This is a genomic window from Marixanthomonas sp. SCSIO 43207 (genome assembly GCF_019904255.1).
GTDB lineage: Bacteria > Bacteroidota > Bacteroidia > Flavobacteriales > Flavobacteriaceae > Marixanthomonas.
The window spans coordinates 2,523,402-2,541,567 of record NZ_CP063203.1 but is presented as its reverse complement, the minus strand read 5'-3'; the positions used below and the strand labels follow the sequence as shown (position 1 = coordinate 2,541,567).

At 37.8% G+C, this 18,166-nt stretch carries 18 protein-coding genes; 4 read left to right on the top strand and 14 right to left on the bottom strand.

The genetic code is table 11. The features are described from left to right. Positions 1 to 40: 40 nt before the first annotated feature. The gene (locus INR76_RS11925; protein WP_223108192.1) at positions 41 to 667 is read right to left on the bottom strand and encodes an outer membrane beta-barrel protein; all 627 of its coding nucleotides are present in this window, start codon (positions 665 to 667) and stop codon (positions 41 to 43) included. A 426-nt stretch (positions 668 to 1,093) separates the two neighbouring features. Between INR76_RS11925 and INR76_RS11920 the strand changes: the two genes are divergently transcribed. Continuing rightward, positions 1,094 to 1,735 (top strand): DUF6266 family protein, encoded by a 642-nt coding sequence (locus INR76_RS11920; RefSeq protein ID WP_223108191.1) that lies wholly within the window; start codon positions 1,094 to 1,096, stop codon positions 1,733 to 1,735. A gap of 49 nt (positions 1,736 to 1,784) precedes the next feature. On the opposite strand, the gene INR76_RS11915 is transcribed toward INR76_RS11920, so the two are convergent. From INR76_RS11915 to INR76_RS11855, 13 genes are all read right to left on the bottom strand, one after another. Next, positions 1,785 to 2,489, bottom strand: a complete 705-nt coding sequence (locus INR76_RS11915) for an alpha/beta hydrolase-fold protein (protein ID WP_223108190.1) — start codon at positions 2,487 to 2,489, stop codon at positions 1,785 to 1,787. A gap of 9 nt (positions 2,490 to 2,498) precedes the next feature. After that, positions 2,499 to 3,248 (bottom strand): hypothetical protein, encoded by a 750-nt coding sequence (locus INR76_RS11910; protein WP_223108189.1) that lies wholly within the window; start codon positions 3,246 to 3,248, stop codon positions 2,499 to 2,501. Positions 3,249 to 3,379: 131 nt separating this feature from the next. Further along, entirely contained in the window at positions 3,380 to 3,877 is a 498-nt protein-coding gene (locus tag INR76_RS11905) for a hypothetical protein (RefSeq protein ID WP_223108188.1), read from the bottom strand. Between the two features lie 56 nt (positions 3,878 to 3,933). Beyond that, on the bottom strand, positions 3,934 to 4,125 hold the full coding sequence (locus tag INR76_RS11900) for a hypothetical protein (RefSeq protein ID WP_223108187.1): 192 nt from the start codon (positions 4,123 to 4,125) through the stop codon (positions 3,934 to 3,936). Positions 4,126 to 4,134: 9 nt separating this feature from the next. Further along, positions 4,135 to 5,832 (bottom strand): sodium:solute symporter, encoded by a 1,698-nt coding sequence (locus tag INR76_RS11895; RefSeq protein ID WP_223108186.1) that lies wholly within the window; start codon positions 5,830 to 5,832, stop codon positions 4,135 to 4,137. Positions 5,833 to 5,944: 112 nt separating this feature from the next. Beyond that, positions 5,945 to 8,434, bottom strand: coding sequence for a PIG-L family deacetylase (locus INR76_RS11890; RefSeq protein WP_223108185.1), 2,490 nt, complete (start codon positions 8,432 to 8,434; stop codon positions 5,945 to 5,947). Between the two features lie 376 nt (positions 8,435 to 8,810). Further along, complete coding sequence (locus tag INR76_RS11885) at positions 8,811 to 9,380, bottom strand: mechanosensitive ion channel domain-containing protein (RefSeq protein WP_223108184.1); 570 nt, start codon at positions 9,378 to 9,380, stop codon at positions 8,811 to 8,813. 6 nt (positions 9,381 to 9,386) lie between these two features. Then, a complete protein-coding gene (locus INR76_RS11880) occupies positions 9,387 to 10,334 on the bottom strand; it encodes a septum formation inhibitor Maf (protein ID WP_223108183.1) in 948 nt (315 codons plus the stop codon). A 40-nt stretch (positions 10,335 to 10,374) separates the two neighbouring features. Continuing rightward, a complete protein-coding gene (locus INR76_RS11875) occupies positions 10,375 to 10,968 on the bottom strand; it encodes a Maf family nucleotide pyrophosphatase (RefSeq protein WP_223108182.1) in 594 nt (197 codons plus the stop codon). 151 nt (positions 10,969 to 11,119) lie between these two features. Beyond that, positions 11,120 to 12,037: a geranylgeranylglycerol-phosphate geranylgeranyltransferase gene (locus INR76_RS11870; protein ID WP_223108181.1), complete on the bottom strand. Its 918-nt coding sequence runs from the start codon at positions 12,035 to 12,037 to the stop codon at positions 11,120 to 11,122. Between the two features lie 12 nt (positions 12,038 to 12,049). Next, positions 12,050 to 12,583 carry an HAD family hydrolase gene (locus INR76_RS11865; protein WP_223108180.1) on the bottom strand — a complete coding sequence of 178 codons (534 nt, stop codon included), beginning with the start codon at positions 12,581 to 12,583 and terminating at the stop codon, positions 12,050 to 12,052. A gap of 146 nt (positions 12,584 to 12,729) precedes the next feature. Next, entirely contained in the window at positions 12,730 to 13,485 is a 756-nt protein-coding gene (locus tag INR76_RS11860) for a Rossmann-like and DUF2520 domain-containing protein (RefSeq protein WP_223108179.1), read from the bottom strand. A gap of 29 nt (positions 13,486 to 13,514) precedes the next feature. Beyond that, the gene (locus INR76_RS11855; RefSeq protein WP_223108178.1) at positions 13,515 to 14,102 is read right to left on the bottom strand and encodes a Crp/Fnr family transcriptional regulator; all 588 of its coding nucleotides are present in this window, start codon (positions 14,100 to 14,102) and stop codon (positions 13,515 to 13,517) included. A gap of 76 nt (positions 14,103 to 14,178) precedes the next feature. Between INR76_RS11855 and INR76_RS11850 the strand changes: the two genes are divergently transcribed. The 3 genes from INR76_RS11850 to ccsA all read left to right on the top strand — a co-directional run bounded on the left by INR76_RS11850 (position 14,179) and on the right by ccsA (position 18,134). Continuing rightward, on the top strand, positions 14,179 to 14,466 hold the full coding sequence (locus tag INR76_RS11850; protein ID WP_223108177.1) for a hypothetical protein: 288 nt from the start codon (positions 14,179 to 14,181) through the stop codon (positions 14,464 to 14,466). 4 nt (positions 14,467 to 14,470) lie between these two features. Continuing rightward, complete coding sequence (locus tag INR76_RS11845; RefSeq protein WP_223108176.1) at positions 14,471 to 14,869, top strand: group III truncated hemoglobin; 399 nt, start codon at positions 14,471 to 14,473, stop codon at positions 14,867 to 14,869. Positions 14,870 to 14,942: 73 nt separating this feature from the next. After that, entirely contained in the window at positions 14,943 to 18,134 is a 3,192-nt protein-coding gene (ccsA, locus tag INR76_RS11840; protein ID WP_223108175.1) for a cytochrome c biogenesis protein, read from the top strand. The last annotated feature ends 32 nt before the right edge of the window (positions 18,135 to 18,166 follow it).

Genomic DNA, 18,166 nt, shown 5'->3' with positions numbered 1-18,166 from the left:
TGCGTGAATAAATTGCGGTTATACATTGTTGTGCAACATTTTATAACTCGATAATTAATATAACTCCAATGGAATTCAGATTTTTCATTTTCTGTTCGTCATTCATTCCAACATTACTATTCGTCTCAAATTTGCTAAAGTCAGATTGTCCATTATAATTTATTCCAGAATAAAAATTATCAAATATCTCGTATAAAAATCCAAGTCCAATTTGTGCTCCAAAATTCCAGCCTTCGTAAATGTCTTTTTGAGTATTATTTATAAATTGGTATTCATCTTTGATTATGGACTGTCCGAAGAATCCTAAATTCGCAAATATTTTAAAGTCATCGGATATTTTTGAATTCAACGTAAACAACAATGGAATTTTTAACAAACTTCTTTCGTGGTGAAAATTTCCAATTGAGTTAAATCCATTACCTGATAATTTGTTTAATCCAATTCCTGTTGCAATCCCAAATTTTTGATTTAGATTGTAATTCAAAAGAATTTCTCCACTGTTACTATTAAAATTATAATTTGGTTCGCTATCGTTTTCTACAATTCCGTATCCAATTCCACCGTATCCAATTATATTAAATTTGGATTCTTTTACTTCGTCTTGAGCTTGAATTAAATTAAAAGTCAAAAAGAAAGAAAACAATAAAATGTAGTTCAGTTTTTTCATTGATTTTTGCTTTTTTGTTAAATATTGCACAACTAGTTTATTCAAGCACTTTTAGTTCCCTTACCAACCTTATTTGGTATGCCAAGAGCAGTTTGTGCGCTTATAAGCTATTTTTATTGTAAATAATCAAAGGGGAGTATCTTTCAAATATAGGTAAAAAACCTAAATCACAAAATAGGGCACTTGTATGCTGTGTTGTTTTTAGGGTTATCCTCAGGTTTGGTTCGATACTGGCTCGATATTCCTTCGAGGTTTTTTCGAGAAACACCTGCTTTTACGGGCAATGGTCGAAGTATTCTCGAAGAAAACTCGGATGAAACTAGGGGAGTGCATCTTGCTTTTTTTGGGTACACGCTTGTTTTTTAAGGGAATACGCTTTATATTTCGGGGCTCCCCTTATACTAACGAAACCAAATTCTACTTGTTATGGCCACATTTAATAATGGTATTCTCGGTGGTTTTTCCGGTACGGTAGGTACTGTGGTAGGTACTACGTGGCGCGGTGTTCCCGTGATGCGAAGCAAACCGAGAAAATCGACCAAAAAGCCGAGTCCTGCACAACTGCACAACCGACTAAAGTTTAAAATGATGTACGCTTTTATGCTACCAATAAAAGCTTTTTTAAACGAAAGTTTTGACCAACCCGAAGAAAAGAAAAGCCGATTCGATTTCGCGAAGTCCTACTTTTTAACAGAGGCCATGATTCCCACGGCAGATAGTTTTATAATTGATTATCCAAAAGTGCTTATTAGCAAAGGTCCCATACGCGGGTTGCTAAATGCATCAATCACAGCACAAGCCGAGCAGAAAGCATCGTTACAATGGACAGACAATAGCGCACTGGGCTTGGCATATGCTGAGGATGTACTTTCGGCTATAGCTTATGTGCCCGCTACGCAAAACTTTATTTTCTTTGAAGCCGCCGCCCAACGGCATATGGGGGAAGTGGTGTTACAATTCCCCGAAGAACTGCAAGATCATACGCTAGAGGTGTGGGCAACGTTTAAAAATAAAGCATCGAAACAGTACTCCATTAGCGACTATGTAGGTAGTATAACGGTTGTATAACCTAATAAAATAGTTTGTATACTGCTGAAAAATAAAGTTTTAAAAATAGTTACTTGTTTTCCTGTTGCCACGCTTGGTATTGTTTGTCCAAAAAGCGTTGTCCATCTTCTTTATACTGCGGGGTATATACGGTAAAGTGATCACCCGGGTAATAGTCAATCGTAATGGTTGAATTTCGTTTTTTTAATGCATCATCAAGTAAGTGTACGGCTTTATGCAGGTGAAAGTTATCTTGTTTGCCTATGGAAATACGAATGTTGTTATTGACAACATCTTTATAGGTTTCCCAATTGGTAGTAATTTGATGCGAAAGATCGTAGCGTTTAAATAACGGAAGCGCCTCGGGATTGATGGTTCCGGTTGCTGCATCTACCAAGCGTATAATCTCCCCATCGGCATCCCGACTGCTGAAAACAGCATCAAATGAATGAATCTGTTCGCCGCGATATACTACGTGTTCTACTTGATACATATCTTTGGCAGCAATAATCGGGTAACCGCCTCCCATTGTGATATCGGCTAGTAGCGAACCATTGGGAGCGTAGTATAAATTTGTATCGGTATAGATGTTTTCGCCTTGCCAATTTCTGAAATCTACTTGATCGGGTGCGCTTGCCCAAGCTCCTGAGAAGGTATCTTGATACATAAGCTGAAGCCATAAAGCTGTCCAACCGCCACTGCTGTGCCCAAACACCAATTTGGCGCCATTGGTGCGGTATTGATTTTCAAGCGCAGGGATAAATTCTTTTACCAAGGCATCGCCCTAAGGACCGTTAATGTCACTATTGGCATAGGTAGAATGCCCTTGGGCACAATTACCATCCAGATACACCACGATTGCCGGGGTGTCGTTAAGGTGGTTCATGGCGTATTTTTTACTTCCGGCGTGGGTTTTATAATTGGCACCAAAACCAAACACGCTAAACAACACAGGGTAGGTAGCGGTTGGGTTTTCATAATAACCTTTTGGTAGTTGCACAGCGCCGGCAATGGTTACGTCTTTATTGTGAAAATTACTAAGCAATTGAGACCGTAAAGCGAGTTCTTTCATATGCTTGGTTTCTGTAAAAGAAAGCGTAGGCACTACTTGATTGGCTTGTAGGGTGTGCACGGCATCAAAATTTTTATCAAAGGTGATGCGTTGCACTTCAGAATATAAGTTACCGGGACTGCCACCTATGTTTTGTCCGCCCAAATTACGGTCAAAAACCACTTGCACATAATAGGAGCCGCGTTCAATATTGGAAAGGGTATTGGGATATGAAATTGCCGAATCATCAAACCGAAGGGTTGCGCCGGGTTGCAATTGCGTTACTTGTTTGCGATACACGGGTGGTAACTCTAAGGGAACAAAAGCATCTTTTGGGTTTTTGTTTTCTTGTGAAAGATAAAGAAGTACATTCCCTGTAAAGGGTTCAGAAAGGATATCTTCAGAAAAAGAAACATCAAATTGTTGCGCGTGTAGGGAAAAGGTTAGTATAAAAGCAAGGCAAGCAAGTACTACTTTATTCATAATAACAGATGTTTTAAAGCGTGTGTACGCACTAGTTAGTAGTATGTATAAACAGCGTACACAACTAGGTATTACCCAAAGGTACAATTTTTAAGAAGGAGTAGGAGTGTTGAATATGTAGTGATTAACTGCTACTTAAATTCAGCTTTAATTTTTTCAGAAGAAAGCTTGCGAAAGATCCATATGCAAACCAACACCAGCGCCAAAACAATGGCAGCCAGAACAAGGGTGAGCACAAGGCTTAGTATGTTTTCCGGCTCGGCTGAGAGAGGTAGTCCTTCCCCATCAAAAAAGTAAAACCATTGCAATGTAGGCGTGATAAGAATCCATAGTATCCAGAAAACAAGTAACCCCAATAAACTGATTCGTGCCCAATTTTTTCTTCGGAACAAACCAATAGAGCTAATGAATGTAAAGAGCGTAGCCAAACTAAAAAGCCCGATAATTAATTCGACATTTAATCGTATGGTTTCAAAAGGATCATTAATTAAAAGATTTTCAGGTTCAGAAAAACCGGATATAAGGTAAATCATTAGGTTTTGAATAATAGCAATCAGCAGCCCAAACCCCGAAAAGATGATTAAAAGGATAGAAAGCGTAGTAACAAAGGATGATTTTTTGGGTTGCATATGGAAGTTTTTACAGTTGGTTATACTGGGAATGATTTTTTAAACAAAGCAGCAGGTTACTCTTCAACAACTACTTTTTTGGGATTAGGCTCAAAGAAAGATATGTCTATTTGTTTTTCTTCAATAGCAGGATGAACACTTTCATAGGTCACATCATAGGTTATAACACCCTCAAAGTATTCTTGCGCGTAGCTGTTTGAAAGGGGAAGGAGGAGAAAGCATAACGCTAGGGTATACAATAGTTTCATTTTGTTTATTTAATCGGTTTCTTTTGATGGTTTTTCAGCATTCGGTAACACCGTTTGCAACAACACCGCTATCCCCATTACCAACGCACAGCCTACCAGGTTTAACCATAAGTAGGGCATTGCATCTACCGACCACATATATACAATAATGAGTTGCGTGATGATAGCAGCAATAAAAGTGGCTTTGCTTTTTACAAACCGAACAAAAAATGCCAACAAGAAAATACCTAGTACATTTCCATAGAAAATAGAACCGATAATGTTGACCAATTCTATCAAGTTTTCAAATAAGTTTGCCACACTGGCTACCCCAATGGCAACGACACCCCAGAGCAAGGTAAACCACTTAGAAGCGTGCATATAATGTTTTTCATCTTTCCCCGGGGTGTTACGTTTGTATAAATCTATTGTAGTGGTAGACCCCAAGGCGTTTAATTCTGATGCGGTTGAAGACATAGCAGCACTTAAAATAACCGCCAATAACAAGCCAATTAACCCTCTAGGCAAGTTGTTTAAGATAAAGTGAATAAAAACGTAATCTTTATCGTTGGTTTCGGCTTCTGGGTTGGCTTTTTTAATTAACCCTCGTGACTGTTCTCTTAGTTCCTCTTCCGTGACATTTATTATTTTAATTTCTTCAAGTAACGTTTCTTTTTCTGAAGCATCTTCTGTTACAGAATAGGCAATTTGCTTTTCGTTGAGTTGTTTGTCTAAGCTTTGCTTTTCGGCTTCTAGCGCTTCATAATTGGAAGCATAAGCAGATTCTTTTACATCCTTTACTGCTGCCGGATTAAAATGCAATGGCGAGGCATTAAATTGATAAAACACAAACACCATAACCCCAACTAAGAGAATAAAAAACTGCATAGGTACTTTTAACAGCCCATTCATGATTAACCCCATCTGACTCTGACGTAAGGAGCGTCCTGATAAATACCGTTGCACTTGGCTTTGATCGGTACCAAAATAGGAGAGGGCCAAGAAGGTACCGCCAATAATACCACTCCAGAATGTGTATCGGTTTTTAAAATCGAATGAAAAATCGAGCACATCCAGTTTTCCGTTGGCGCCGGCAATCTCTAGCGCATTAGTAAACGATATATCCAGCGGTAGGTAATTAAGTATCAATAAAAAGGCAATAAACATCCCGGCAAAAATGATAGCCATTTGTTGTTTTTGGGTAACGCTTACAGCTTTGGTGCCGCCGCTTACGGTATAGATAATCACCAGTGTACCTATCCCGATGATGAGGTAATGCAAATTCCAACCCAAGACCGCAGATAAGATAATAGCCGGTGCAAAAATAGTAATCCCAGCTGCCAAACCACGTTGTATTAAAAATAAGATAGCGGTAAGGGTACGTGTTTTAAGATCAAAACGGCTTTCTAAATATTCATAAGCCGTATACACTTTTAACCTGTGATAAATAGGAATAAACACCCAGCATATAATAATCATGGCAATAGGCAACCCAAAGTAAAACTGCACAAAGCCCATTCCATCGTGAAAGGCTTGCCCCGGGGTTGACAAAAAGGTAATGGCACTCGCTTGTGTGGCCATCACACTCAACCCGATGGTCCACCAATTGGCATCGTTACCGCCTTTTAAGTAATCGTCTACTGTTTTGTTTTTGCGGGTTTTCCAAGTACCATACAGCACTATAAAAACAAGGGTTCCAATAAGGACAATCCAATCAATCTGCTGCATTAGGAAAAGCTTTTCATCAGTAAATAAAATAAGAAAATGTACAGGGTGTTAAGTACAATAATGGTTATATAACTCCACTTTTTTACGGGTTTGTTGCTGGTGTCACTCATAATTAATTACCTAAAGATAAAATATTAGCAAACAATCGATACGCACCGGGCACGCCGGCAGGTAACTCTCTAAAGAAGCTAAGACCGGTATAAATGTAATAGCCTTTACCGTATTCTGCAACCAAAAGCGACCCTTTGGTTTGGGGTTCGTCTTTGTCATGCATCCCTAAGATAGGGACAAACTTTGGCGCCCATTGATTGGGGAAGTAGAGTCCGCGTTCTTGTACCCAGCCGGTAAAATCGGCTTGTGTAATAGTATTGGGTGTATTCAATACCGGATGATCTGGAGCTAAGAACGTAACATCACTCAACTCATCGGTCACTCGGTCACGAGATAGCGATAAAGAATAAGGAGCTAGCTCTTCTGTAACCAAACGGTGACTGGTGTTGTATTGTAAAACCAAGGTGCCGCCTTCTTGTACATACGTGTTGAGCGCAGCTTGTTTAAAAGCCAACTCAGGTACAGTATTATAAGCACGAATTCCCACAACTACAGCATCAAACTTCTTTAAGGTTTTATAAGAAATAGCCGACGGTGAAATAGGGGTAACTTGGTATCCTATTTGTCGTAAGCTCTCCGGAATGGCATCACCGGCACCGGCAATATAACCAATAGATTCACCTTCTTTATCAATATCTATACGTACTACTTTAGTTTCAGAAGGTAATAACACCCGTTGATACGGTATGTGATCATAATCAATAGTATGTAATTCTGAATCAAAAAACTGATCGCCCATAGTTACCAAAGGCTTTAAATACCCTTCGCTTTGTTCTTTGGGTGGGGTTACGGTAAACACAATGGTTTGCTCATCGCCCTTATTTGAAATTGTAAAACTAGGTTGAGCAGGTGACACCTTCCAGCCTGTAGGATGGTTAAGCTGTACCGTACCCGATACGTTATCGCGTCCCGCTTTGATAGTCACCGGAATGGATTGTTCATCTCTAGAAGAAAAAATAACAACCTTTTCCGCAATGGTAGAAGTTACTGCCGGTAACACCTCTAGCGGTTGATATACTTCACCTTTTACGGGGTCATTGTATTTGTAAACTACATTGCGAGCTACCGGAAGTGTACTACGACTCATGGCAAGGTTGAATATCACTTGTTCGGGAGCCGGGGTTTCCGGTTTGTTAATCATAGCATCTGGGGCTTTATACATACCTAAAGATCCTTTTTCACGCAACCAATACGGACCTGAATTACGTGTGCTTTCAGAAGTAAGGGTGGCTTCAAATGTATGCTTTTCATTAGGAGCTAAGGTTGTGTTCTCATTTACAATAGTAGCTCCAGAGGGCGTAGTAACCGATTGTAACACCACCGGGAAGTTGCTTCGGTTAATGGCTTCAAATGTTACCTTGTATTGATCACCGGGATTAATAGCGTTGGTTTCGGCTACAGCTTCTATAAACACACCCCCACAATCGATGATAAGTTGTTCCAGTTGTTTGGTTTTAATGGTGCGCCAATGATCGTCTTTAAGTTGTTGTACCAACTCATACGCTTGTAATAAGGGTCGTAGCATACGGGTGGGATCTTGAAAATCAAAATTTTCTTCAAGCGGATATAAAATACCACCAATGGTTTCACCACCTTCAATACGTGACCACGACGTGTCAATACCATCAAAAAGATTGTTATTCCCTTGTTCAAAATCACCTTTTAAAAACTCCAGCCACTCGGTTTCGTTACCACGCGTTCCTGTGGCGCCAAAACCTTGCGACTTGTGCTTGCTTCGGCTTAGCGAGGCTATCTCACCGTTTGAAAGACCTAAAGCCGGAAAGTAATTACCGGTTTGTACAGAGACTAGATTGCTTTTATCGGCCTGATCAAACTTTTCTTTACTACCATAAAACCACCAGCTGGTGTTAAAAAATAATCGCTTAGGTTGCCAAGTACCATAGGTTTTTGCGGTTTTAGGAAACTGTGCAGGATTGTTAATCATATCAAACGCTTCTACGCTCAACATAGCAGAGGCGGTGTGGTGGCCGTGCGTAGTACCCGGACTGCGATGGTCAAAGCGGTTGATGATAACATCGGGTTTAAATTTACGAATGGCGCGTACAACATCGCTTAACACCTCTTCTTTGTTCCAAATAGCCATAGTTTCATCTGGATGCTTAGAATACCCAAAATCATTGGCGCGTGTAAAAAGCTGTTGGCCGCCATCGGTGCGACGTGCTTCTTGTAATTCTTGTGTACGTATTACACCAAGTAATTCTCGTATCTCGGGACCAATAAGATTTTGCCCCCCATCACCTCGAGTAAGTGATAAATAGGCTGTGCGCGCATGTACATCATTTACCAAATAAGAAATTAATCGTGTGTTTTCATCGTCGGGATGCGCAGCGACATACATAGCAGCCCCTAGAAAGTTAAGCTTTTTGAGGTTGTGGTAAATTTCAGAAGCGGTAGGTTTTTGAGGTTGTTGAGCGATAGAGGCAGTGAAGCTGATACTTATTAAAAAAAGTACCCTAAAAAAGTTGCGCATAGTTGTGATTATGTTTTTTCCTGAACGAATCAAATATACCAAAATATATAGTGAAACACGTAGCGTTTTAATAAAGAAGAAAGATTGTTTTGCTGAAAGGTTTAAGAAGAAAGAGAGTACTTGTTTTGCATCTTGGTTAGAAGCTATACACTGACTGTACGTTTGAATGATTTTGAGGTCCGAAAAACCATATCGATGCCTATTTGTATTACTGCATTATGTAAGCTTGATACAAATTTTATGCTTTGTAATCGTTGTATTGATTTGGATTAACAAAAAAGTATTAAAGCAGCACCTAGTTTTTTAGGAAGATAGTGAAAGTGGGTAGTAGCCGTTATGAACAGTAAAGAGACTAGGCTTGTTGGTATTTAAATCTCTAGTCTGTACCGTGATCGGTAAGGTTTTTATTTTGTCCTTCCTCTTCTTGAATGGACTCGTGATATTCTTCAGCTTTAATTACTGTTACTCCTTTCTGTAGCATCATACTGTTTGGGTAAGTAATCACATCATTGTCTTTGGTACGTACAATGATATGAAAGCTTTTAATGTCTTCTATCATTCCCTCATACGGAAACTCTTTATCATGTATTTTAATATAGTCACCTATTTTATACGGAAAGGTAAAAAACATAATAATACCACTGGTGATGTTGCTTAAAATAGACCATTGGGCAAAAAAGCCCACACCAATTACAGCAAAAACCGATGACATAACAAGGCCTAAATCTTTAATCTGTACTCCCCAGATTAATGTAAAGAATAGGATTACAAAAAAGATTATAGCAAAATCTACGTGCTTAATGATTAAACCTGTGCGATGCTCTAGGCGTTCAAACTTTTTGGCATATCGTTTTATTACTTGAATAGACATATACCGCAGTATCAAAAAGATAAGCAGTACCAATATGGATTTTATAATTTGAGGGATATAAAACTCTAGGTTCATAGCGGTTTAATTAAGTTGTAAGCTGTCACGTAGGCGTTCGTCAACGGTTTTGTTTTTATTCCAATAATCAATACGAATGCGTTTCATTTTTTCTGCGGTGGTTTTTAAGCGTGTACTATCATTGGGATGGGTACCGTTGGTAACAGACCATTTTTCAATTTCGTATGGAAAGGTGCTCTTAAAGTAAATAATTAGTTCACGTTCTAGTTCTGGATACATCACAGAATACATAGACAGCGAATCACCTTGTTTTAAATTTACCGTTGCCGGGTATGCTTTAATTTTGGTATGGCGCAGGCGTATGTATTCAAATGAAGGGATGAGTTGAATGGCTCCGGTAGGTAATTCTTCAGGGTTGATACGAATGCGGTTCCACAGTTCGTCTTCCAGCCACGTTTTAGAAAGGGATAGGCTTTGATCTGCTTCGCCTTCAAAATAGGAATGCGATTGTATCTTAAACGCTTCTCGGTTGTTTAACTGCATATATGATTGTCCGCACCATTCTTGCACCGAGTGCGTAATCTTTAAAGGATGTTGCTGTGCTTGAATGGGATTAAAGGTACTCGTCATAATCGAGTAAGGGTATATTCCGGTAGTAAATTTTTTAACGCTATTCAATTTTAAAACAGATGTATTATCGCCAGATTGGGTATTGGCCTTTACTTGCGCATCGGGCAGGAAGTCTTCGGTTACAAAAATAGTCGTAGCCGTACCTTCACGTAGTTCGCCATATCGTTCTTGCATGAGCTTGAAGGAGGTTATTTCGGCTTTACCGGAATACCAATAGCTTTTAAAATCTTCAGGTAATTGGCGTTGTTGCTTTACGCTATCTTGTATTGAAGTATCACTAGCAGGAATTAAACTGTGTTCAGAATCGTTACAAGAAAACATCATAAGCATGCTACTTACCACCCATAGAATCGAACACAGCGTAGTGTATGAAGGAGCTTTCATAAAATGAATTTAAATTTAAAATTACTGAAAAATTAACGGATTAATTCGCTTTTTCAGCTATTTGTAACAGCGTTTTATAAACAAGACGGGTGGGTAATCCCATCACATTAAAAAAGGAACCTTCTATTTTTTCAACGCCTATATACCCAATCCATTCTTGTATACCATACGCACCGGCTTTATCAAAAGGTTGAAAGGTATCAACGTAATAGTTTACTTCATCATCTGTCAAGGTTGCAAACCAAACTTTGGTAGTTTCATTAACCGTTTGTTGAAAGGAGGCACCCGTAAAACAAACCGATGTGATTACCTCATGAACGTTGCCGCTTAGGCTTTTAATCATCTGTTTGGCGTGTTGAGCATCCCTAGGCTTTTCCATAGGGCTGTTTTCTTTCCAGACAATGGTATCACTGGTTATAAGAATATCGTTGCCGGATAAAGCATCAAACTCAGCAGCTTTTAATTGAGACAGGTAGTCGGTTATTTCAGCTTTTTTTAATGCTTGAGGATATACTTCATTGACTTTACGAACATCAATAGTAAAAGGAATGTCAAGCTCTTGAAAGAATTTTTGCCGCCTGGGTGATCCCGAAGCTAAGATGATATGGTGGTTTTTAAGTTTTTGTTTAAGCATACTTATTAATAGTATTGAAAATAGATTACATAAAATGGCATAGATAAAAAAGACTACACGCTAGTATTTGAATTTGTTATGAAAGCCCGGCGTCCGTTTTGGTATTCGGCTATGGTACCTTGAAAGAATCATGTTTTTTCTTGACTTTGATTTATAAAATTACAAAAGGATACAACAACATAGAACAAATACCAGTAAGCATCGTTAGTTTAAGTAAAATAGATAGCAGCTTGTAATCTTTAGGCTTTTCGGCTTCAAACGATTTAATACAAAACAATAGGAGAGGAGCCACAACCAAGAATAAAAAATACAAAACAGCCCAAGTATGAGCATATAAAACCTCATACATATAATAAATAACGCCGAGCGTTAACAAGGCACCCAAGACGAAAACTACGTTTGTAGCTCTTGATCTGCCAATGCTGATAGCCAATGTATTTTTACCACCATTTTTATCGCCGTTAATATCTTGCAAGTCTTTAACCAACTCACGTATAAAGTTGAGAATGCAAGCAAATAAGGCATAGTGTACCACTATTTTAAAAACAGCCCATTGGGCGGCTTGATTGGAAGCCGAGGTAGCAGGAATTAAATCAAAAATACCTACTATAAGTAAACTCATAGCAACCAATACCGCTACTAAAATGTTTCCTATTAAAAGCATTGTTTTTAAATAGGTTGCATATACATATAACAAAGCTGCAATACCAATAAAAAGAGTAACGTAAGCCGGTTTACCAATGATATTGGCTAAATAAAACCCGAGTAAAACACCTGCTGAGGTGGTTACTACATAAAATATACTTGCTTTTTTTTCAGAAATAGAATTGCCTACTATAACTTTTGAAGGTTTATTAATGCGATCAATGGCTACATCATACAGATCGTTACAAACATTGCCTCCGGCAGCAATACAAATAGTAGCTAAGACCAATAGTAAAAACTGACTGTCGCTAAGTGTTGTAAAAGCCTCAAATGGATTGAACAAAGCGTATTTAATAAGCAACTGAACAAGTACTATTAACAGTAGGTTAATAGGCCTTATGAGTTTAAGATAGTTTAATACCATAACAGATATGGGTTAATCATATTTAGCACTGGTATTTTCATCATTAATCCATTTGCCTTGCACTTTTAAAACCTGTTCTATAACATCACGTACGCATCCTTTTCCACCCTTTTTATGAGATACATATTTTGAAATAGCTTTAATTTCTGGTACGGCATCCTGCGGACAACACGGTAATCCTATTTGTTGCATCACATACAAATCTGGAATATCATCACCCATGTACAATACATTTTCGTGTTTTATATCATACACATCCAAGTATTCATCCATAGTATCGGTTTTATGGTGCGCACCCAGGTAGATATCGGTTATACCCAATCCTCGTAAACGAGCCCGTACACCTTCATTGGTGCCGCCGCTTATAATGCATACATTAAATCCTTTGTTTAATGCTGTTTTTAAAGCAAAACCATCTTTGGTGTGCATGGTGCGGTACATTTCTCCTTCGGTGGTAATGCTTATAGAGCCATCGGTAAGGACGCCATCTACGTCAAAAATAAACGTGGTAATGTGTTGTAAGTATTCTTTATAGCTTTTTTCCATATACAATCCCCTGCGCGGGCAGGAGTTTTTTTAATTAGTTATCAGTTATACTATAATCTAGGTAGTATCGTGTTCATTTTTTACATCAATGAATAACCGAACCAAAACCTAGCCTATTCTATTTAATGTATTGAATAAATTTATCATTATAAATAGTGCTTCTTGATAGCCTCTGTCATGTGCTCATACACTTTTTTATACGGACTATCTTTCAGCAAATGTAAATGATTTTCTATAGTTTTTAAGTCATTGCGTTTGGCAGGACCGGTTTGTACATCGCCGGGCGCTAGGTGTTGTATTTTTTCTGCCGTTTCAGCAATTAACGGCTTTAATAGGTCAAAGTCAAGATTTTGTTCTTGCATAATAGCTTCAGAAATGGTGTATAAGTGATTCACAAAGTTGTTTACAAAAACAGCAGCCAAGTGTACTGTTTTTCGTTTTTCGGAAGAAATGACCGTAACCGAATTTGAAATAGCTCCGGCTAGTGTTTGAAGCGTATTTAAATCGGTAGAGTCTTCAGCTTCAATACAAATAGGAATGTTTGTAAAATCTGCCAACTTGTTTTTGGTAAAGGTTTGCAAAGGATAAAACACGCCTTTTTTGTTTTTTCCGTCAAGCGTTTGCATCGAGACGCTTCCCGATGTATGCACTACAAGTTTATCATTAAAAGGAAGCAAAGCCGAAAAATCTTCAATGGCATCATCTGGCACCGCAATGATGTATACATCTGCCTCTTGAATTTCAGAAAGGTTGGTTGTAGTAGGGATAGAGTCTATAGTATAGTTGGGGTTTATGGTATTTCTGTTAACTATTTGATTAACAGTTACGGTGTCACAAGTATGTAAAGCGTTGGTTATATTAACACCTATGTTTCCATATCCTAAAATAATAACGTTAAGCATGATGATGAAGGTACTTACTTTTTTAAGGTTTATCTATAAATTTTTCTATTGATTATTTTAATGTCTTGGTTGCTTTCCAGTTGTTTTACCGTTCGTATAACTGTTTCTACTCGCAAACCGGTAAGGTCTGCCAGTTGTTGTCTGGTGAGTTCTACTTGATAGTTTGATGGGTTGCCATCTTTTTGTTTTAAAAAGTCTATAACCGTCAAAATGCGATGCTCTGGCGGGTAAACAGATATTTCTTTCATAATCATGGCTTTGTAGCTTAATCTACGTGACAAGGTAGCCGTAAATTGAAGATGGATGTCTGTGTTGTCTTTGAGCAACGCAAAAAATTGTTCTTTACTTAAGCGAATCACTTTAGAATCTGAAACAGCAATTGCTGAAGCCGGATAGGAGAATTCACCAAATAAAGGCGGTTCGCCAAAACTTTCACCATCGGTAAACATACCTTGTACAAACTCCTTACCGTCATCGTTGAGGTTGAACATTTTTACCGTTCCATTCATTACTTGATAGTAAAACAGAGCACGTTGATTTTCAGAAAATATCACGTCATTAGCACTGAGTTCTAGCGATTGAGCTCCGTAATCAAAAAGAATGTTGTGATGAATCATGGCTTTATGATTTGCCTCATAAACTAATAGGTGAGTGGCTTCCTACTTTTGTGTTGTTATTATAAAATTCAAAGTTATGAAAACGATTTCAGAAAAAAGTTTACTCACAGAATTTAAAGAAAACTACTATGCTTATGTACCGTTAACCATCATCCTTCAAAGTTGTATAGGATCAATAGCAGCGATGGTTATTCTTGCGCAGGGTACAACAACGCTTCCATTTATAGAATTAGTGCTGTGCGTGAGTCTGTGTATGGGGTACAACGCTGCGTTACTAGCGCAAGCACCGTATAAATTATCTTTTAGATTACTAGGAATAAGCTTGGTGGTTAACATGTTGCTTATCTTTGTAAATATAGTATAAACCTATGTCAAAAACCGATATTACCAATAGAGACGATGTGTATCAACTAGTAACCGAGTTTTATGCATTGGTTAGAAAAGATGATTTGTTAGGGCCTATTTTTAATGGTATCATAACCGATTGGGAAGGTCATTTTGAAAAACTGACAGACTTTTGGGAGAGCAATTTGTTTTTTCAGAAAAAATATAAAGGAAATCCATTAGTAAAACACGTTGAAGTAGATAAAAAACAAGAGCGTCCCATCAATGAAATGCACTTTGGGGTTTGGTTAAACCTTTGGTTTCAAACCATTGATAGATTATTTGAAGGCGATAGGGCGCAGCTAGCTAAAAACAGAGCTCGGAATATGGGAACTTTTATCCATTTAAAAATTTTTGAGGCAAGAACGAAGGCTGAAAATTAAAATAAAATTCATTAACAGATTTGAGTAGAAAATATGAGCCTAAATCATTATTTTTGCACCAAAATTCGCTATAATGATTAAAAGAATAGCCTCAATCCTCTTTTCTACTCGTCTTACCGCCGTATTATTTATTGTTTTTGCTGTCGCCATGGGAATTGGTACTTTCCTAGACGCCTCATCTGAAACATCACCCACACCGTACAGTCGGGAAATGATTTACAACGCCTGGTGGTTTGAAGCCATTATGGGAATATTTGTTTTAAACTTCTTGGGTAATATTTCTCGATACAACCTAAACACAAAAAAGATGTGGGCAACCTTTATATTGCACATTTCTTTTATTTTAATAATTATCGGCGCTTTTGTGACCAGGTATATTGGTTATGAAGGTGTAATGCACATTCGTGAAGGAGAAACAGAGAATGTTATTCTTTCAGAACACACCTATTTAAACACCTTTATAGATGGTGACTACATGGTTAACGGTGTTGCACAACGCAGAAAGTTACCTCCCAAAAAGTTACGTCTCTCTGAACGCTTAGATAACGATTTTACTATTGAAACCGATTATAATGAACAACCCGTTACAATAAAGTATAAAGACTTTATTAAAAACGCTAAAGAAGGTTTAATTGAAACTGAAGACGGTAGTCAATTTTTAAAAATTGTTGAAGCAGGAGATGGCAATCGTCACGACCACTGGTTAGAAGTAGGCGAAGTAGCAAGTATTCACAATGTATTGTTTGCCGTAAATAAACCTACCGAAGGCGCTATAAATATTACCTATAACGAGGATGGAAGCTACGATATAGAATCACCATTTGAAGGGTCATACATGCGAATGGCAGACCAAAAACAAGGCAGCGTTGCAAAAGATAGTTTACAACCCTTAATGTTGCGCTCATTATATCAACTGGCAGGTATGGCTTTTGTGATTCCTGAGCCTATGACCACCGGAAAAAACGGAGTAGTTAAAGCCGATGCCGGAGAAAAAACCAATAAAGATGCTTTGATTCTTGATGTAACCTCAAATGGTGAGACAAAAACAATAGAATTGTTAGGTGGCAAGGGAACAGCTTCAAACCCAAAGAAAGTAACGGTGGGTGGTCTAGACGTCTATCTTACTTATGGTTCAAAAAGTTATGAACTTCCGTTTAGCGTTACGTTAAATGATTTTATTGCAGAAAAATATCCCGGAACCGAAAAAAACTATGCTTCTTTTGAAAGTAAAGTAACCGTAAATAAAGAAGATGGTAGTACGATGGATTATCGTATTTATATGAATCATGTACTGGATTATGGTGGATATAGGTTCTTTCAATCAGGTTTTGACCCAGATGAAGGCGGTACTATATTATCTGTGAACCACGACTTTTGGGGAACTTGGATTACTTACATAGGTTACTTTTTACTTTACATTGGTTTAATGGCTATACTATTTGATAAAAACACTCGCTTTGGATTTTTAGAACGAGCGCTTACAAAGATTAAAAAGAAGAAGGCAAAAATGGCTATGCTTGTCTTGGTGCTTCTTTCAGCTACAGGATTTGCACAACAAACCCCTACAGAACCTATGCATATGCATAGTGAAACTCCTGAGGCAAGGTTAGATTCCGTAATAAAAACAACTGCTGTAAGTAAAGAACATGCAGCCAAGTTTTCACGTCTAGTTATACAAGATAACGGACGTATGAAACCGGTACACACCTTTGCAAGCCAATTGCTACGTAAAATAAGTAAAGACGACTCGTATCGTGGTCTAGATGCAAATCAAGTGTTTTTATCTATGACAGAATTTCCTCGGTTATGGTTAGAAACACCTTTGCTGAAATTGGACTGGAGAAATGACAGTATAAAACGGGTTATAGGTGTTTCAAAAGAGACGAGTGAAGTTTCTTTGATACAGCTTTTTGATGAAAACGGAAACAGTAAAATAGCTCCCTATATTGAAGAAGCTACCAGTAAAACAAACCCAAACCAGTTTGAAAAAGACTTCATTAAAATATATGAAAAAACCTTTTTACTTAACCGGGCGCTTAGTGGTAGTATTTTAAAGATATTTCCATTACCAAATGACGAAAATAATACCTGGGTTTCATATCCTGAATTACAAAAGGCAAACTTTAAAGGAACCGATTCGGTAATTACAAAAAGCATCTTGCCGGTGTATTTTCAGACTTTAAAAAAAGCAAGACAAACGGGTGATTATGCTCAAGCAGAACAAATACTTGAAGGTATTAATAAGTTTCAGCATAAATACGGAAGTGAAGTGATGCCTAGCGACTCAAAAATAGACGCTGAAATAGCTTACAACAAAGCTGATATTTTTAACAGGCTTTACAAATACTTCGCTTTAATAGGTATTGTCATGTTTATTGTTATCATCTTCCAGATATTTAAAGAAGGTAAAACAGTCAATACACTTATTAAGGTTTGTAAATATATTATTTGGGTCTTTTTTGCATTGATGACACTAGGTCTTATTGCGCGTTGGTATATAAGTGGTCATGCACCTTGGAGTGATGCTTATGAATCTATAATTTACATCGCTTGGGCAACTGTTTTCTTTGGGTTGGCATTTGGTAGAAAAAGTGATCTTACCATAGCATCTACGGCCTTTGTAGCCTCTATAATTTTATGGGTTGCACATCAAAACTGGTTAGACCCTGCTATTTCTACTCTTGTACCAGTACTTGATAGTTATTGGTTGATGATTCACGTAGCAGTAATTGTAGCAAGTTATGGCCCATTTACATTAGGAATGATTCTAGGAGCAACCGCTCTATTATTAATGATATTAACCAATGATAAGAATAAAAAGAAAATGGATATCAACATTAAAGAGATAACCATTATTACCGAAATGGCTTTAACAGTTGGTCTGGTAATGCTTACTATTGGTAACTTTTTAGGAGGTCAATGGGCTAATGAAAGTTGGGGTCGTTATTGGGGATGGGACCCTAAGGAAACTTGGGCTTTAATAAGTATCATGATATATGCTTTTGTAATTCACGCTAGATTGGTACCTGGATTAAAAGGACGCTGGTTGTTTAATGTATTGGCAATTTTCTCTTATGCTACTATTATGATGACGTATTTTGGTGTAAACTTTTACTTAACAGGGTTGCATTCATACGCGAGTGGTGATGTTCCGGTGACGCCAACATTTGTTTATTACCTTATAGCTTTCTTTGTGATTCTTACGTTTGTGTCATACTTCAGTTATGAGAAGCATTATAAAAACAAAAAAAGGATACGTAAGTAAATTACGTATCCTTTACGAATTATTTATAAACT

Coding starts and splice junctions, on each gene's coding strand:
- INR76_RS11925 (WP_223108192.1), bottom strand. CDS start 667: ATGAAAAAACTGAACTACATTTTATTGTTTTCTTTCTTTTTGACTTTT.
- INR76_RS11920 (WP_223108191.1), top strand. CDS start 1,094: ATGGCCACATTTAATAATGGTATTCTCGGTGGTTTTTCCGGTACGGTA.
- INR76_RS11910 (WP_223108189.1), bottom strand. CDS start 3,248: ATGAATAAAGTAGTACTTGCTTGCCTTGCTTTTATACTAACCTTTTCC.
- INR76_RS11905 (WP_223108188.1), bottom strand. CDS start 3,877: ATGCAACCCAAAAAATCATCCTTTGTTACTACGCTTTCTATCCTTTTA.
- INR76_RS11900 (WP_223108187.1), bottom strand. CDS start 4,125: ATGAAACTATTGTATACCCTAGCGTTATGCTTTCTCCTCCTTCCCCTT.
- INR76_RS11895 (WP_223108186.1), bottom strand. CDS start 5,832: ATGCAGCAGATTGATTGGATTGTCCTTATTGGAACCCTTGTTTTTATA.
- INR76_RS11890 (WP_223108185.1), bottom strand. CDS start 8,434: ATGCGCAACTTTTTTAGGGTACTTTTTTTAATAAGTATCAGCTTCACT.
- INR76_RS11885 (WP_223108184.1), bottom strand. CDS start 9,380: ATGAACCTAGAGTTTTATATCCCTCAAATTATAAAATCCATATTGGTA.
- INR76_RS11880 (WP_223108183.1), bottom strand. CDS start 10,334: ATGAAAGCTCCTTCATACACTACGCTGTGTTCGATTCTATGGGTGGTA.
- INR76_RS11875 (WP_223108182.1), bottom strand. CDS start 10,968: ATGCTTAAACAAAAACTTAAAAACCACCATATCATCTTAGCTTCGGGA.
- INR76_RS11870 (WP_223108181.1), bottom strand. CDS start 12,037: ATGGTATTAAACTATCTTAAACTCATAAGGCCTATTAACCTACTGTTA.
- INR76_RS11865 (WP_223108180.1), bottom strand. CDS start 12,583: ATGGAAAAAAGCTATAAAGAATACTTACAACACATTACCACGTTTATT.
- INR76_RS11860 (WP_223108179.1), bottom strand. CDS start 13,485: ATGCTTAACGTTATTATTTTAGGATATGGAAACATAGGTGTTAATATA.
- INR76_RS11855 (WP_223108178.1), bottom strand. CDS start 14,102: ATGATTCATCACAACATTCTTTTTGATTACGGAGCTCAATCGCTAGAA.
- INR76_RS11850 (WP_223108177.1), top strand. CDS start 14,179: ATGAAAACGATTTCAGAAAAAAGTTTACTCACAGAATTTAAAGAAAAC.
- INR76_RS11845 (WP_223108176.1), top strand. CDS start 14,471: ATGTCAAAAACCGATATTACCAATAGAGACGATGTGTATCAACTAGTA.
- ccsA (WP_223108175.1), top strand. CDS start 14,943: ATGATTAAAAGAATAGCCTCAATCCTCTTTTCTACTCGTCTTACCGCC.